Genomic DNA, 15,779 nt, shown 5'->3' with positions numbered 1-15,779 from the left:
GTCGCGGGACTCGCGGGGGTGTGACGGGACCTCGGAGGCCGGCGTTTTCCCGGACGGCCGCTGCTTCACTCGGCCGGTAGTCGGGGCGGCCGTGTGCCCGAGTGGTTCAGGGGCTCGCCTGCAAAGCGAGTTACGCGGGTTCGATCCCCGCCACGGCCTCCACCCGCCCGACAACCGGGCGACGAACAGGGCGGCACCTCGAAGGGGTGCCGCCCTCTTTCCGCGCGAGGGCACACGGCCGCCCCGACTACCGGCCGAGTGAAGCAGCGGCCGTCCGGGAAAACGCCGGCCTCCGAGGTCCCGTCACACCCCCGCGAGTCCCGCGACGTCCGGCAGGCCGGGGTGGGTGGAGTGCCAGAGCGTGAAGGCGAACGCGGCGATGTCCGTCTCCAGCACCTCCACTCTGCCGTCGGTGGGGGTCCAGCGAAGGATCTTGCCCGTCGTACCGTCGAGCAGGGCGTGGGCGGCTCCGGGGAGGGTGCCGAGGTGGAGGAGGCGGGCCGCGTGGGGCGGGAGGATCGCCTGGGTGTCCGCCTCGTCGGCGATGTACTCCCCGGGTGTGCGCAGGGGGGCGTCCAGGTCCAGGGTGAAGCCCGGTGCGGTCTCCGGGAGGCCCGTCTCGCGCAGGAAGCGGCGCGTGGGTTCATGGGTGAGGGCGTGCGGGAGGTCCCACTCCTCGAAGCGGACGATCCGGCCCCGGCCGAACGCCTCGTCCAGCGCGCGGGGCGGCAGTTCCAGGCTCAGCCCGGACCGCGTAGGCGCCAAGCCGGTGTCGGTCGTGCCCACCGTGCCCGCCGTCTCCGGCGCTCCCGGCGTCCACGCGTCCAGTGCCGCGGCCGTCAGTTCGTGCAGGTCCGCCTCGGTCGGAGTCATCGTGCCCGTGCTCATCGCCCCCTGTGCTCCCCCGCCGTCACCGTCATCGTCACCGGTCGTGGTCGTCGTACCACTGGAACCAGATTACGGCCCACCACTGACAACGCCCCAAGGGTTTGGACGCGTTCCGCACGTCACGCGTTGCCTCAGCGCTGTTCGTTCACCACCGCGGCCTGCGGGCGGATCGGCAGGCGGTTGACGGGGCGGCCGGTCGCCGCGCGTACCGCCGACGCGATGGCCGCCGGCGACGCCACCACCGGCACCGCGCTGACGGCCTTGGCGCCGAAGGGGGCGACGACGTCCCGTTCCTCCACCAGCTTCACGATACGGATGTCGGGGGCGTCCAGCGCCGTCGGCAGGGCGTACCCGGTGAGGTCGGGGTGGCGGATCAGGCCGCGCGGGGTGCGCAGGTTCTCCGTGAGCGCGATGCCGACGCCCTGGGTGACGCCCGCCTCGATCCGCGCCGCGAGCTGGGCCGGGTTGAGGACGCGGCCGACGTCCTGAGCGACCGCCAGTTCGACGACACGGACCGAGCCCAGTTCGATGTCCACGTCGACGACCGCGCGGATCGCGCAGAACGCCATGCCGACGAACGCGTCGCCCTGCCCGGCCCCGTCCAGCGGCTCGGTGGGATGCGGGCGGCACTGGGCGGTGGCCCACAGTTCCTTGCCGTCCATCGCCTCGGCGACGGTCGTCGACAGGACACCGTCGTACGAGGTGATCTTGCCGTCGGCGATCTGGAGCAGCTCGGTGGACATGCCGAACTTGTGCGCGAGCGGCTGGAGGAGCTGGGTGCGGACCATCTTCGCGGCCCGCTCGACCGCACCGCCCGAGACCCAGGTGTGCCGGCCGCGGCAGCCCGCGCCGGCCGGGGGCTGGTCGGTGTCGACGGGCGCGACGTGCACTTCCTCGACGCCGAGGGTCTCCTGCACGATCTGCCGGGCCAGCGTGGAGAAGCCCTGCCCGGTCTCGACGGCCGCGCACAGCACGGTCGCGACACCGTTGTTGACCTTCACCGTGGCCGTGGACACCTCGTCGGCGCCTTCCGCGCCGAGCATGTGCACCATGCCGACGCCGTAGCCCACACCGCGGCGTACGGCGCCGGGTTCGCCCGCGCCTTCGGGGCCGCCGGGCAGCAGCCACTCCTCCTCCGGGGTGTCCTTCGGCAGCGGCGGCAGCGGGAAGTCCCGTACGGCTTGCAGGAGTTCGGCGACCGGCGCCGGGCAGGTCACGGTCTGCCCGGTCGGCAGCACGTCACCGGTGGCCATCACATTGCGCAGGCGCAGCTCCGCCGGGTCGATGCCGAGCTTCTTCGCGAGCTTGTCCATCTGCGCCTCGTACGCGGCGCACACCTGCATCGCGCCCTCGCCGCGCACATGCCCGGAGGGCGGATTGTTGGTGCGTACGGCCCAGCCCTCGATGAAGGCGTTCGGCACGACGTAGGGGCCGCAGGCGAAGGCGACGGCGGCGGCGAGCGCGTCGGAGGAGGTGTCGGCGTAGGCGCCCGCGTCGAGCAGGATCTGCGCCTCGACCTTGACGAGTCTGCCCTCGGCGTCGGCGTGGTGCCGGTAGCGCAGCAGGGTGGGGTGGCGGTGGGTGTGGCCGAGGAAGGACTCCTCGCGCGTAGCGGTGAGTTTCACCGGACAGCCGGTCTTCAGCGCGAGCAGGCCGAGCGGCAGCTGGAAGGCGCGGTCCTCGCGGTCGGCGGTGGCGCCCGGCACGCCGGTGACGACGACTTTGACCCGCTCGGGTTCCAGCGCGTAGCAGGCGGCGAGCGCGTCGCGGTCGCCGTGCGGGTCGGTGGAGGCGGTGTACAGCTCGACGCCGCCGTCGGGGCGGGGCACGGCGAGGCCGGCCTCGGCGCCGATGGGTGCGGGGTCCTGGCGGCCGATGCGGTACAGGCCCTCGACGATGACCTCGCCGACGGCCTCCGGGTCGCCGTGACGCAGCGGGATGTGCCGGATCAGGTTGCCGTCGGGGTGCAGCGGCTCCGCCTCGAAGGCCTGTTCGGGATCGGTGACGGGGTCGAGGACGTCGTACTCGACGATGACGGCCGCTGCGGCCATCCGCGCGGTGTCGGGGTGGTCGGCGGCGACGGCGGCGATGGGCTCGCCGTGGTGGCGTACGACGTCGGAGGCGAAGACGGGCCGGTCGGCGCGGCCCCGTCCGTGGACGGGGGTGCCGGGGACGTCCTCGTGGGTGACGACCGCGCGCACGCCGGGCATGGCACGCGCGTGCGTGGTGTCGATGGAGCGGATACGCGCGTGTGGATGCGGGGAACGCAGTACGGCCGCCCAGAGCAGGCCTTCGGCCCACAGGTCGGCCGCGTACGGGAACGTGCCCTCGGTCTTGGCGCGGGCGTCGGCGGGCGGCAGGGAGGAGCCGAGCCCGTGCGGGATGGGCTCGGGGGCGGGTACGGCCTCGTCGGCGGCGGGTCCGCCGGTGGTCGCGGTGGCGGCTTCGTTGCTCACGCCTGGCCTCCGTCCTGTTCCTGCCCCTGGCCCGGCCCGTAGCCGGGGCCCGGGTCGCCGTACGCGTGCGTGCCGTCGCCGTGGGCCCGGTGCTGCGGGACCGGGTCCATGGCGCCGGGCGCCTCGAACACCGACGGGTGGACGCCTCCGGCGCCCGGGCCCGCCTGGTGGGGGATACGTGCCTCGTCGCCGTCCGTCTCGGCGTCGGCCGCGGCGTGCGCCTCCCGTTCGGCGACGACTTCCTTGACGGCTTCCAGGACGCCCCGGTAGCCGGAGCAGCGGCACAGGTTGCCGCAGAGCGCCTGCCGGGTCTCCAGCTCGGTCGGCGCGGGGTTGCCCTCCAGCAGGTCGTGCACGGTCATCGCCATGCCGGGCACGCAGAACCCGCACTGCACGGCGCCGCACCGGGCGAGCGCCCGCTGCACGTCCGAGGGCTGCCCGTCGGCTGCGAGGCCCTCCACGGTGCGCACCTCGCTGCCGGCGGCGGTGACGGCCGGGACGAGGCAGGAGGCGACGAGCCGTCCGTCGACCTGGACGTTGCACGCCCCGCACTCGCCCTGCGAGCAGCCGTCCTTGGCGCCGGCCAGGCCGAGCCGCTCCCGCAGCACGTACAGCAGGGACTCACCGATCCAGGCGTCGGGGACGGGCCGGTCGACGCCGTTGACGCGCAGCACGTAGGAGACGAGGGGGTGCTCCTCGTGCGCTGTGAGGGGCGCCTCCGCGTCCTCGGCCTGCTCGGCGGCGGCTTCCTCGGACTCGGTCTCCCCCGTCTCGGACACGGCCCTGTCGGCGCCGTCCGCCTCCTGGGCGGGTGCCTCGGGGCCGGGCTCGGTTTCCGGCGCTCCGGGCGCCTCGGCGGCGTCCTGCGGCTGCCCGGCGGGGCTCTCCTGGGCGTCGGTGTTGTCGCCGTCGGCGGCGTCGCTGTCGGCGCCCTCCAAGCTCGCCGCCTCGGGCGCTGCGGGCGTCTCGGGTGCCGGCTGGTCCGCCTCGGGCGGCTGCGGCGCCTCGGCGGGCGTCTCCTGGCTGCCGTACGGCGTCTCGGCGGCCGTCGGCCGAGGCTCCTCGCCTGCCGCCTCGGGCTGCCCCCAGGGGGTGCCGGCGCTCTGGGTCGCCCAGGGCGCGGGCGCGCCGCCGGGCAGGGTGGCGGGGGCGGAGCCCCACTGCTGGGCCAGCGCCGACGTGGTGAACTCGCCGGACTCGTCCGGCAGATCGCCGCCCGCGACCGGGATGGACCACTCGCCGGTCACATGTTGGCCGGGGGCGGGGACGGGCTCCTCGTAGGTCCACTGTCCGGTGGCGCCGGGCTGGTAGGTGAACCGGTCCCCGGCGCTGTCCTGAGGCACGCCCGCGTTCGGGTCGGGCCAGGCGGTGCCGATCTCGCCCTGCCCGGTGTTCCCGCCGTCCTGCGGTACGCCGGGCATGCTCCACGTGCCGGTGGCGGCGGGGTCGGTACCGGCGGTGGTGGCGGGGGCGACCGTGATCTGCGGCGGCACATAGCCGTGGCCGGGTGCGGCGAGCGGGCTGTCGCCGGCCAGCAGGGCGTCGATGCCGCCCTCGGGCAGCTTCACGAACGCCGTGGCGCCGTCGTCGTACTCGCCCTGCGGCAGCGGGTCCCAGCGCCCGCCGCTCTGCGGCCCCCCGGACGCGCCCTGCGCGCCCTGTCCGTGCTGGTCGTCGGTCACGACAGTGCCCTCCCCAGTGCTCGTCGGGCCAGCGCGGCGACGGTGCGCCGCAGATGCAGTACGGCGGGCGGCAGCGGGGCCACCGATCCGTCCTCGGCGGGTACCGGGTCGGGGATGCAGGCCGCGGCGACGTACTCGCCGAAGGCGTGCAGCGCCTCGGGGACGATCGCGCGGTTGTTGTCCCAGTCGATGAGCTGGGCGACCCAGTGCTCGGCGTCCAGGGGCCGCAACGGCATCGGTGCTATGGCTCCGACGGCGCACCGGACGCCGCGGCGGGCCGGGTCGAGGACGAGGGCGACGGAGGCGACGGCGCGGCCCGGACCGGTGCGGCCGGTCGCCTTGAGGAAGACCTGCGGGGCGTGCAGCAGCGGCACGCGCACGTACCCGATGAGTTCACCGGCGCGCAGCATCTCCACGCCTGCCAGCAGGTGCGACACCGGGATCTCGCGGCGGGCCCCGCCGGGGCCGGCGATGATCAGCGTCGCCTCCAGGGCGGCGAGCACGGGCAGGGAGTCGCCGGTGGGCGCGGCGGTGGCGATGTTGCCGCCCAGGGTGCCCGCGTTACGGATGTGCGGCGGGCCCGCGGCTCGTGCGGCGGCGGCGAGCGCCGGGATGAGGGCGGCGAAGTCGGGTCGGCCCATGCGCGCGTGCGTGAGCCCGGCGCCGAGCAGCGCGTGCCCGTCCTGGTACTGCCAGCCGCGGATCTCGCTGATGCGGTTCAGGCCGACCAGCGCGGCGGGCCTGAGCTGCCCGGAGTTCACGGCGGTCATCAGGTCGGTGCCGCCCGCGACGGGGACGGAGGTGGGCATGGCGGTGAGGGCCGCCACGGCCTCGTCCAGCGTCGTGGGCAGCGTGACGGCCTGCGCCGCCTGCGGTGCGTGCGTGGTCAAAACCGGCTGCCCCTTCCCGCTGCCCCACCTGGTCCCGCCTGTTGCGCCGTACGGTACGTGCTGACAGGGCGGACGTGGCAACTCTGGCACATCTTCGCAAGACCCGAGGACGCGGGTCCGCCCCGGCCCCCGCCCGGCAGTTGGCCCGATTTGGCACGTCATCACCGCTCCGCACGAATTGCCACTCTTCGGTGACCCTGCCAGGGTTTCTCCGCTACGCCGCCATCAGCCGCCCATCGCGGGAAGGGGACGTGCCGGGGGTGCCGCCCGCAGCGTGCGGCGAAAACGCGGGACGCGAACCCGAGACGGCAACCCCCCACCCACAGAAACGGGCCGCCGCAGGCACTCAGGGGCGCGGGGAACTGCGCGAGCACTCCCCACCGGCCCGCGGGTGAAAACGATGGCCCCGCCGAACAAGGGGCGCGGGGAACTGCGCGCCCAGCCCCCCACCGGCCCGCGGTGCACAACGAAACCGCACGCACCCCAAAAGGGGCGCGGGGAACTGCGCAAACCCCTACCGAGGCCGCCCCGGAACCCCCGGCCTCCGCTGCCACGGCCACGGCCCATCAGGTGGCCGATACCCGACACCGAGGGCGTCAAGACGCCCGTAGTGCGCGGCCATCCGCCGCTCGAACCCCGCGAAGTCCCGCTCCCCCGGCCCCGGCAGCGCACTCCACGCCACCTCGGCGAAGGCGACGAGCCTCGGGAACGTCTGATAGTCGACGCGCCCCTGGTCCTCCAGCACCTCGGTCCACACGTTGGCCTGCGTGCCCAGCACGTGCCGGGCCTCCTCGGCGGTCAGCTGCGGCGGCACCGGCTCGAAGCGGTAGACGTCCTCGAGGGTCCGCACGCACCCGATGGGCACCGGCTCGTCGTCGCCGGGCGCCTGCCGGTAGTCGAGGTAGACGTGCTGCTCGGGGCACATCACCACGTCGTGTCCGGCGCGGGCGGCGGCGATCCCGCCGGCGTATCCGCGCCAGGACGACACGGCGGCGCCGGGCGCGAGCCCGCCTTCGAGGATCTCGTCCCAGCCGATGAGCCGGCGCCCGCGTTCGGCGAGCCAGCGGCCGAAATGGCCGATGAACCACGCCTGCAACTCGTCCTCGCCGGCCAGTCCGAGTTCCTCGATGCGGGCCTGCGCGGCGGGCGAGGCACGCCACTGGTCCTTGGGGCACTCGTCGCCGCCGATGTGGACGAACCCCGAGAACTGCGGCAGCCCGTCGCCCCCGGCGGGGAACAGCTCCAGCACTTCCTCGAAGACGCCCTCGTAGAAGCGCAGCACGGTGTCGGTGGGGGCGAGGACGTTCGGATTGACGCCCCAGGTGTCCCACACACCGAGGGCGGCGGTGTCGACGACGTCGGTGTTGCCGAGTTCCGGGTAGGCGGCGATCGCGGCCTGCGAGTGGCCGGGCACGTCGATCTCGGGGACGACACTGATGTGCCGTTGTGCGGCGTAGGCGACGATCTCGCGGAGGTCGTCCTGCGTGTAGTGGCCGCCGTGGGGCCTCTCGTCCCACAGGGGCGAGGCGCGGTGTCCGAGTTTGGTGCGGGGACGCCAGGAGCCGGTCTCGGTGAGCTTCGGGTGGCGTTTGATCTCGATGCGCCAGCCCTGGTCGTCCGTCAGGTGCAGGTGCAGCACGTTGAGTTTGTGCGCGGCCATGAGGTCGAGGTAGCGCAGGACGCCGTCCTTGGGCATGAAGTGCCGGGCGACGTCGAGGAGCAGGCCGCGCCAGCGGAAGCGGGGCGCGTCCTCGACGGTCAGCTCGGGGACGGCGGGGCGCGGGCGGGTCCGTACGGGCGCACGGCGGAAGGCGTCGGGGCCGAGGAGCTGGCGGAGGGTCTGCGCCCCCCAGAACACGCCGGCGGGGTCGCCGCCGCGGATCTCCACTCCCCGGTCGGCGGACACCGTGAGCCGGTATCCCTCGGGCCGGAGGCGGTCGTCGACGCGCAGCCGCACGGTGTCCGGGGCGTCTTCGGGGCCGGGCGGCAGGGGCAGGTCGAGGGCGGCGCCGAGCGTGGAGCGCAGCCAGCGCTCGGTGGTGCCGGTGCCGGGCCCGCCCCACAGGGCGGTCCGTTCGTCGAGGACGAAGACACCGCCGGAGCCACCGCGACCGCCGGGCCCGCCAGACCCGCCAGGTCCGCCGGCCCCGTCAAGCCCGCCAGGCCCGTCGCCCCGTCCGGGCCCGTGGACGGCACTGGGTGCCGGAATGAGATCCGTCGTGAAAGTCACGCCAGAGGTCTACCCCGCCCGCACGCATGCAGGAAGGCCCCGGGCACGTCGCACGAGGGACGCACCCGGGGCCCACCGGGACCAGGCCCTGGCCGGCCAGGCCCAGAAGAGGCCACCGAGGCCGCCGAGAGGCCAGGGCAGGGCCGGGAAAGGGTTACTTGTCCTTGCCCTTGCCCTTGTCGTCGCCGCCGCTGCCCATGGACTCGTAGATCTCCTTGCACATGGGGCACACGGGGTACTTCTTCGGGTCGCGGCCGGGCACCCAGACCTTGCCGCACAGCGCCACGACGGGGGTGCCGTCGAGGGCGCTCGCCATGATCTTGTCCTTCTGGACGTAGTGGGCGAAGCGCTCGTGGTCGCCGTCGCCGTGGGACACCTGTGGCGTCGGCTCTACGAGGGTCCCCGTCCCAGTCCCGCGCTCGGGCTCGAGAGTGCTCATACGGCAAGGGTACTGAAGCGCACCGGCATCAGTTGAGGGACGGGTCGTCCGGGTACGTCGCCACCATCGCCAGCTCGTTGCGCTGGCGGCGCAGCACTTCCCGCCACAGTCTCTCGGGCGCGGGCGAGGACACGTCGCCGGGCTCGGACTCGACGACGTACCAGGCGCCCTCGACCAGCTCGTCCTCCAGCTGGCCGGGGCCCCAGCCGGCGTACCCGGCGAAGATCCGCAGGGAGCCGACGGCGGAGGCGAGCAGTTCGGGCGGGGCCTCCAGGTCGACCAGACCGATCGCGCCGTGCACGCGCCGCCAGCCCAGCGGGGCGCTGCCGGCGCCGGGCTCGCCCGGGACGACCGCGACGCCGAGCGCGGAGTCCAGTGACACCGGGCCGCCCTGGAAGACGACGCCGGGTTCCCCGGCGAGGTCGGCCCAGCCCTCCAGGATGTCGCCCACGTCCACCGGGGTGGGGCGGTTGAGGACGACCCCGAGGGAGCCCTCCTCGTCGTGGTCGAGGAGCAGCACCACCGCACGCTCGAAGTTCGGGTCCGCCAGGGCGGGTGTGGCCACGAGCAGCCGCCCTGTGAGCGAGGACACCTCGGTCATGCCAGACATGATCCCGCATCTTGCCCCGCGATGGGGAGGCAACGGAGGTGAGCGAGTGAGTGCAGGCCAGGGCGCACCGAAGCGTTGCCTGCGCACGGGGTCCGCCGGTGACCCCATGTGCCCGATCGCGGACGGTTCGTGTTGTGACACAGCTATGACGTCCCAGGGTGCTCCGCGGGCTTACGGGAGGGGGGTCGGCGGCGATTAGTCTGTCTGTTCTCCCCTGCCCGACTCATCGGAACGCGAGATACATGACCGTCAACGACGATGTCCTGCTTGTCCACGGCGGAACCCCGCTGGAGGGCGAGATCCGTGTCCGCGGTGCGAAGAACCTCGTACCGAAGGCCATGGTCGCCGCCCTGCTGGGCAGTGAGCCGAGCCGACTGCGCAATGTTCCGGACATCCGTGACGTGCGGGTCGTCCGCGGGCTGCTCCAGCTGCACGGGGTGACGGTCCGTCCGGGTGAGGAGCCGGGCGAGCTGGTGCTCGACCCGACCCATGTCGAGAGCGCCAACGTCGCTGACATCGATGCCCATGCGGGGTCGAGCCGTATCCCGATCCTGTTCTGCGGTCCGCTGCTGCACCGGCTCGGGCACGCGTTCATCCCGGGTCTGGGCGGCTGCGACATCGGTGGCCGGCCCATCGACTTCCACTTCGATGTGCTGCGGCAGTTCGGCGCGGTCATCGAGAAGCGGGCCGACGGCCAGTATCTGGAGGCGCCGAAGGGGCTGCGCGGCACGAAGATCCGGCTGCCGTACCCGTCGGTCGGCGCGACGGAGCAGGTGCTGCTGACGGCGGTGCTCGCCGAGGGCGTGACGGAGCTGTCGAACGCGGCGGTGGAGCCGGAGATCGAGGACCTCATCTGCGTGCTCCAGAAGATGGGCGCGATCATCGCGATGGACACCGACCGCACGATCCGCATCACCGGTGTGGAGAAGCTCGGCGGTTACACGCACCGTGCGCTGCCGGACCGGCTGGAGGCGGCGTCGTGGGCGTCGGCGGCGCTGGCGACGGAGGGCAACATCTATGTGCGGGGCGCGCAGCAGCGCTCGATGATGACGTTCCTGAACACCTACCGGAAGGTGGGCGGGGCGTTCGAGATCGACGACGAGGGCATCCGGTTCTGGCATCCGGGCGGCCAGTTGAAGTCGATCGCGCTGGAGACGGATGTGCACCCCGGTTTCCAGACGGACTGGCAGCAGCCGCTGGTGGTGGCGCTGACGCAGGCCACGGGGCTGTCGATCATCCACGAGACGGTGTACGAGTCGCGGCTGGGCTTCACGTCGGCGCTGAACCAGATGGGCGCGCACATCCAGCTGTACCGGGAGTGCCTGGGCGGCTCGGACTGCCGTTTCGGCCAGCGGAACTTCCTGCACTCGGCGGTGGTGTCCGGTCCGACGAAGCTTCAGGGCGCCGATCTGGTCATCCCCGACCTGCGGGGCGGGTTCTCGTATCTCATCGCGGCGCTGGCGGCGCAGGGCACGTCCCGGGTGCACGGCATCGAGCTGATCAACCGGGGTTACGAGAACTTCATGGAGAAGCTCGTGGAGCTGGGCGCGAAGGTCGAGCTGCCGGGCAAGGCCCTCGGCTGAGAGCGGCGCGGCGCAGCGCCGGGAGACAGGCTTTCGCAGGCGCGTACGGCGAAGGGGCGGCACCCGGTGGTCCGGGTGGCCGCCCCTTCGGCATTGGCTGCGGCGCCCCTCGAGAGTGGGGCGCGGGGAGCTGTACGGCCGGCCTGGGCCGGCCGGCCTGCTCCGCCGGCGCTCCGGGGCCTGGGCGGGGGGCGCCGCGGTCTCGAAGCGGAGCGCTTACTTGCCCTTGGCCGCTTCCTTGAGCTTGGAGCCCGCGGAGACCTTCACGCTGTAGCCGGCCGGGATCTGGATCGGCTCGCCGGTCTGCGGGTTGCGAGCGGTGCGAGCGGCACGGTGGGTGCGCTCGAAGGTGAGGAAGCCGGGGATGGTGACCTTCTCGTCCCCCTTGGAGACGATGTCGCCGACGACGTCGGCGAACGCGGCCAGCACGGCGTCGGCGTCCTTGCGGGTCACCTCGGCGCGGTCGGCCAGCGCGGCCACCAGCTCACTGCGGTTCATGTTGTTACTCCCGTGTTCTTCTTGCCATTGAGGCGTGCCACGCGGCGGAGCCGCATGAGGGGCACCGCACAGGTCGACAGATCGACATGTGGCCGTGCCCAGGGACGCATCCTGCCCCTACCTGCGGCGGGAACGCCAATCCGGCACCCATGGGAGTTGCGAGGAACACCCTAGGGAGTCACACCGAAAGCGCCGTCGCCCGGCCGCCACCCTAGAGGGCTGCTGAGGGCAGGTGGTTCCGCGACGCGCCGGTGCGGAGGCGGTCGTGGCGATCCTCACAGCCTCCGCTCCGGCTCTCTGTGCTGTTACGCGGTCGTGCCGGCCGCTTTCGCGGCGTCCCGGACCGCCCCGGCCACGGCGCCCGCGACCTTGTCGTTGAAGACGCTGGGCACGATGTAGTTGGGGTTGAGTTCGTCCTCGGTCACGACGTCCGCGAGCGCCTTGGCGGCGGCCAGCATCATGTCGGTGTTGACGCTGCGGGACTGGGCGTCCAGCAGGCCTCGGAAGACGCCCGGGAAGACGAGGACGTTGTTGATCTGGTTGGGGAAGTCGGACCGGCCGGTGGCCACAACCGCGGCCGTCTGACGGGCGATTGCCGGATCGACCTCCGGGTCGGGGTTCGCGAGCGCGAACACGATGGCACCGTCGGCCATGGCGGCGACGTCGTCGCCGTCGAGGACGTTGGGCGCGGAGACGCCGATGAACACGTCGGCGTCGCGGACGGCTTCCTTCAGAGTGCCCGTCAGGTTCTCGGGGTTGGTGTTGTCGGCGATCCAGCGCAGCGCGGAGCCGGCGGGGGCGTCGACCAGGTCCTCGCGGCCGGCGTGGACGACGCCGTGGATGTCGGCGACGACGGCGTTCTTGACGCCGGCGGCGAGCAGCAGCTTGAGGATGGCGGTGCCGGCGGCGCCGGCGCCGGACATCACGACGCGCACGTCGCCGATGTTCTTGCCGACGACGCGCAGCGCGTTGGTCAGCGCGGCGAGGACGACGATGGCGGTGCCGTGCTGGTCGTCGTGGAAGACGGGGATGTCGAGGGCCTCACGCAGCCGTGCCTCGATCTCGAAGCAGCGGGGCGCGGAGATGTCCTCGAGGTTGATGCCGGCGAAGCCGGGGGCGATGGCCTTGACGATCTCGACGATGGCGTCGGTGTCCTGGGTGTCCAGACAGATCGGCCAGGCGTCGATGCCGGCGAACCGCTTGAACAGGGCGGCCTTGCCCTCCATGACGGGCAGCGCGGCCTTGGGGCCGATGTTGCCGAGGCCGAGCACGGCGGAGCCGTCCGTCACGACCGCAACGGAGTTGCGCTTGATGGTGAGGCGGCGGGCGTCCTCGGGGTTCTGGGCGATGGCCATGCAGACGCGGGCGACACCCGGCGTGTAGATCATCGACAGGTCGTCACGGTTGCGGATGGGATGCTTGGACGCCATCTCGATCTTGCCGCCGAGGTGCATCAGGAACGTACGGTCGGAGACCTTGCCGAGCGTGACGCCCTCGATGGTGCGGAGCTTGCTCACGATCTCGTCGGCGTGCGCGGTCGAGCTGGCCGCGATGGTGACGTCGATACGGAGCTTCTCGTGGCCGGACGCGGTGACGTCGAGGCCGGTCACCGAGCCTCCGGAGGACTCCACGGCGGTGGTGAGCTGCGAGACGGCGGTTCCGCTCGCGGGCACCTCCAGCCGGATCGTCATCGAGTAGGAGACGCTGGGCGCCGTTGCCATGGCCGACTTCCTCTTTCACCGTGTCGCTGAGTTGTGCCGTCCGATCGTCGCACCTACCCCTCGGTACGTGGTAGCCGCCTGGGGTTGCGGACGTTTTGTTCACGGCTCCGGGCTGTTTCCGGAAACTGACTTCCACAATACGAGAGATGATCGGTCAAAAGGAAGAGGCCCACATCACTCGGATGTGGGCCTCTTCGAAGCTCAATGACACCGACCCGCCATGCTCGCCTCGCGGCAAGTGGTCCCTCGAAGGGACGAAGGTTGGGCCCGGGGGCTTGGATCGGGCCGGTGTCACGACAAGGCTAACAAACGGATCCCGCCGGACCATTCCCGAACCGTCGGTATCGTTCACGGCGGCGCGCTGCACGACACCGTCCGCCCCGACCGGCGGCGCGTGACGCGGCACTGTCCGCCCGGCCGCCCGTCAGACCCGCGCCCCGGCTGCCCCGGCCGCCCGTCAGACCCGCCCCCGGCCGCCGGTCAGTCCCGCAGCAGGTCCGGCACCCCGTCCGCGTCCGGCTCGTCCCGTTCGCCGGAGACCACCGTCAGCTGCTGCGTGGCCCGGGTCAGGGCGACGTACAGCACGCGCAGGCCGGCCGGGGACTCGTCGGCGATCTCCGCCGGGGAGACCACCACCGTCGCGTCGTACTCCAGGCCCTTGGCCTCCAGGCTGCCCAGCGCCACCACCCGGTCGCCGAGCCCGGCCAGCCAGCGGCGGGCCTCCTCGCGGCGCTGCATGGCGACGACGACGCCGACGGTGCCGTCGACCGCGCCGCGCAGCCGCTCGGCCTCCGCCCGTACCGTCTTCTCCAGCGAGTCCGACACGACGCTGAAGCGGGGCCGCACACCGGTGGAGCGGACCGCCGTCGGCGCCTGCGATCCGGGCATCGCCAGCGCCAGCACCTTCGAGGCCAGCTCGGCGATCTCCGCGGGGTTGCGGTAGTTGACGGTGAGCTGGAAGCGGCGGCGCGGACGCGTGCCGAGCGCCTCGTCGCGGGCCTCGGCGGCCTCGTCCGGGTCGGACCAGGAGGACTGGGCGGGGTCGCCGACGACCGTCCAGGTGGCGTGCCGTCCGCGGCGGCCGACCATGCGCCACTGCATCGGCGTGAGATCCTGCGCCTCGTCGACGATGACGTGCGCGTACTCGACGCGCTCGGCGGCCAGCCGTTCGGCCCGCTCCCGCTGGGTCTCCTCGCGCACCGGCATCAGCTCCTCCAGGCCGGTGAGCTGGTCGAGGGGGTCCAGTTCGCGTTTCTTCTTCGGGCGGGCCGGGACTCCGAGGACGGCCTGGAGTTCGTCCAGCAGGGCGATGTCGTGCACGCTGAGGCCGTCCCGGCGCAGCGAGCGGGCCACCCTGCGGACCTCGCCCGGGTTGAGGACGCGCCGGGCCCAGCGGCCCAGCCGCCGCTCGTCGGCCATCGCGGCGAGCACCTGCGCCGGGGTCAGCTCCGGCCACCAGGCGTCCAGGAACTCCGTGAAGGAGTCCTCGCCGGTGACGTCCTCGTCGAAGGAGGAGCGCAGTTCGGCGGCGAGTTCCGGGTCGGTGTGCCGGCCCGCCGCGCCGGACTTCTCCCACAGGGCGTCCAGCAGCAGCTTGCGGGCGCGCGGGCGGAGCAGGTTGACGGGGGCGGTGCCGCCGAGGGCCGCCCGGCGGACGCGGTCCAGTTCCTCGGCCTCCAGTTCGAGCCGGCGGTTGAAGGCCACGACCCTGAGCCTGGTCGGCGCGTCGGGGCGTTCCAGCGCGCCTCGGGCCGCCTTGCGCAGCACCTTCAGCATGCGGGAGGAGCCCTTGGCGCGGGCGGTGGCCGGGGAGTCGTACAGCGTGGCCTCCGCCCCGTCGACGAGGGAGCCGAGCGCGCGGATCGCGACCTGGCCCTCCTCGCCCAGCGAGGGCAGCACGCCCTCGGTGTAGGCGACGAGCAGCGGGGTCGGGGAGACGATGAGGATGCCGCCCGCGTACCGGCGCCGGTCCTGGTAGAGCAGGTACGCGGCCCGGTGCAGGGCGACGGCGGTCTTGCCGGTGCCGGGGCCGCCCTCGACGTAGGTCACGGACGCGGCGGGCGCCCGGATCACCATGTCCTGCTCGGCCTGGATGGAGGCGACGATGTCCCGCATCGAGTGGGTACGGGCCTGCCCGAGCGCCGCCATCAGGGCGCCGTCGCCGATCACGGGCAGCTCGCGCCCGTCGAGGTAGGCGGTCAGCTCGGGCCGCATCAGGTCGTCCTCGACGCCGAGGACACGGCGGCCCTTGGAGCGGATGACGCGGCGCCGCACCACGCGGCCGGGGTCGACCGGGGTGGAGCGGTAGAAGGGCGCGGCGGCCGGTGCCCGCCAGTCGATGACGAGCGGGGCGTAGTCCTGGTCGAGGACCCCTATACGGCCGATGTGGAGGGTCTCGGCGATGTCGGCGGTGTTGTCGGGCCGTACGGCGCCCTCGGCGGGCTCCACCGCCGTGTACGCGCCGTCCGGGCCCTTCTTGCCGTCCTTGCCGAGCAGCAGGTCGATCCGGCCGAAGAGGAAGTCCTCGAACTCGTTGTTGAGCCGGTTGAGATGGACGCCGGCCCGGAAGACCTGCGCGTCCCGCTCGGCGAGAGCGCCGGGCGTGCCGACCTGGCCGCGCTTGGCCGCGTCGTTCATCAGGAACTCGGCCTCGTGGATCTTCTCCTCGAGACGCCGGTACACCCGGTCGAGGTGTTCCTGTTCGACGCTGATCTCCCGGTCCCGAACCGAGTCGTGAACCGAGCCGACCGCAGATGTGTGAGCCTGAGCGGCCACCGGGCCC

At 73.0% G+C, this 15,779-nt stretch carries 11 protein-coding genes and 1 tRNA gene; 2 read left to right on the top strand and 10 right to left on the bottom strand.

Annotation, left to right across the window (positions count from 1 at the left end; translation table 11 throughout):
* The first annotated feature begins 87 nt into the window (after positions 1-87).
* Positions 88-162, top strand: a tRNA-Cys gene (locus tag MTQ10_RS05570).
* Between the two features lie 141 nt (positions 163-303).
* Here the strand turns inward: MTQ10_RS05570 and MTQ10_RS05565 are convergent.
* The 7 genes from MTQ10_RS05565 to MTQ10_RS05535 all read right to left on the bottom strand — a co-directional run bounded on the left by MTQ10_RS05565 (position 304) and on the right by MTQ10_RS05535 (position 9,186).
* Complete coding sequence (locus MTQ10_RS05565; RefSeq protein WP_247462850.1) at positions 304-888, bottom strand: SUKH-4 family immunity protein; 585 nt, start codon at positions 886-888, stop codon at positions 304-306.
* A gap of 131 nt (positions 889-1,019) precedes the next feature.
* Positions 1,020-3,344, bottom strand: a complete 2,325-nt coding sequence (locus MTQ10_RS05560) for a xanthine dehydrogenase family protein molybdopterin-binding subunit (RefSeq protein WP_247462849.1) — start codon at positions 3,342-3,344, stop codon at positions 1,020-1,022.
* Positions 3,341-5,026 carry a 2Fe-2S iron-sulfur cluster-binding protein gene (locus tag MTQ10_RS05555; protein WP_247462847.1) on the bottom strand — a complete coding sequence of 562 codons (1,686 nt, stop codon included), beginning with the start codon at positions 5,024-5,026 and terminating at the stop codon, positions 3,341-3,343. Before MTQ10_RS05555 ends, MTQ10_RS05560 begins: the two co-directional genes overlap by 4 nt.
* Complete coding sequence (locus MTQ10_RS05550) at positions 5,023-5,916, bottom strand: FAD binding domain-containing protein (RefSeq protein WP_247462845.1); 894 nt, start codon at positions 5,914-5,916, stop codon at positions 5,023-5,025. The genes MTQ10_RS05555 and MTQ10_RS05550 overlap by 4 nt, the downstream gene beginning before the upstream one ends.
* A gap of 514 nt (positions 5,917-6,430) precedes the next feature.
* Positions 6,431-8,146 (bottom strand): beta-N-acetylhexosaminidase, encoded by a 1,716-nt coding sequence (locus tag MTQ10_RS05545; protein ID WP_247462844.1) that lies wholly within the window; start codon positions 8,144-8,146, stop codon positions 6,431-6,433.
* A gap of 154 nt (positions 8,147-8,300) precedes the next feature.
* Positions 8,301-8,585, bottom strand: a complete 285-nt coding sequence (locus MTQ10_RS05540; protein ID WP_110628490.1) for a DUF3039 domain-containing protein — start codon at positions 8,583-8,585, stop codon at positions 8,301-8,303.
* 28 nt (positions 8,586-8,613) lie between these two features.
* On the bottom strand, positions 8,614-9,186 hold the full coding sequence (locus tag MTQ10_RS05535; protein ID WP_247462842.1) for a YqgE/AlgH family protein: 573 nt from the start codon (positions 9,184-9,186) through the stop codon (positions 8,614-8,616).
* Positions 9,187-9,437: 251 nt separating this feature from the next.
* On the opposite strand from MTQ10_RS05535, the gene murA reads away from it, so the two are divergent.
* On the top strand, positions 9,438-10,778 hold the full coding sequence (gene murA / locus MTQ10_RS05530; protein ID WP_247462840.1) for a UDP-N-acetylglucosamine 1-carboxyvinyltransferase: 1,341 nt from the start codon (positions 9,438-9,440) through the stop codon (positions 10,776-10,778).
* 216 nt (positions 10,779-10,994) lie between these two features.
* On the opposite strand, the gene MTQ10_RS05525 is transcribed toward murA, so the two are convergent.
* From MTQ10_RS05525 to MTQ10_RS05515, 3 genes are all read right to left on the bottom strand, one after another.
* Entirely contained in the window at positions 10,995-11,276 is a 282-nt protein-coding gene (locus tag MTQ10_RS05525; RefSeq protein ID WP_003990598.1) for an HU family DNA-binding protein, read from the bottom strand.
* 305 nt (positions 11,277-11,581) lie between these two features.
* On the bottom strand, positions 11,582-12,997 hold the full coding sequence (locus tag MTQ10_RS05520; protein ID WP_247462838.1) for an NAD-dependent malic enzyme: 1,416 nt from the start codon (positions 12,995-12,997) through the stop codon (positions 11,582-11,584).
* Between the two features lie 480 nt (positions 12,998-13,477).
* Positions 13,478-15,772, bottom strand: a complete 2,295-nt coding sequence (locus tag MTQ10_RS05515; protein WP_247462836.1) for a HelD family protein — start codon at positions 15,770-15,772, stop codon at positions 13,478-13,480.
* Positions 15,773-15,779 lie beyond the last annotated feature (7 nt).

The sequence above is a fragment of the Streptomyces sp. XM83C genome (genome assembly GCF_023072675.1).
GTDB classification, from domain to species: domain Bacteria; phylum Actinomycetota; class Actinomycetes; order Streptomycetales; family Streptomycetaceae; genus Streptomyces; species Streptomyces thermocoprophilus.
This window is presented reverse-complemented; position numbering and strand designations above follow the sequence as displayed.

Bases quoted from the DNA above. Each gene is read 5' to 3' on its own strand.
- MTQ10_RS05525 (WP_003990598.1), bottom strand. From the start codon at position 11,276: ATGAACCGCAGTGAGCTGGTGGCCGCGCTGGCCGACCGCGCCGAGGTG.
- MTQ10_RS05535 (WP_247462842.1), bottom strand. From the start codon at position 9,186: ATGACCGAGGTGTCCTCGCTCACAGGGCGGCTGCTCGTGGCCACACCC.
- MTQ10_RS05540 (WP_110628490.1), bottom strand. From the start codon at position 8,585: ATGAGCACTCTCGAGCCCGAGCGCGGGACTGGGACGGGGACCCTCGTA.
- MTQ10_RS05520 (WP_247462838.1), bottom strand. From the start codon at position 12,997: ATGGCAACGGCGCCCAGCGTCTCCTACTCGATGACGATCCGGCTGGAG.
- MTQ10_RS05565 (WP_247462850.1), bottom strand. From the start codon at position 888: ATGAGCACGGGCACGATGACTCCGACCGAGGCGGACCTGCACGAACTG.
- murA (WP_247462840.1), top strand. From the start codon at position 9,438: ATGACCGTCAACGACGATGTCCTGCTTGTCCACGGCGGAACCCCGCTG.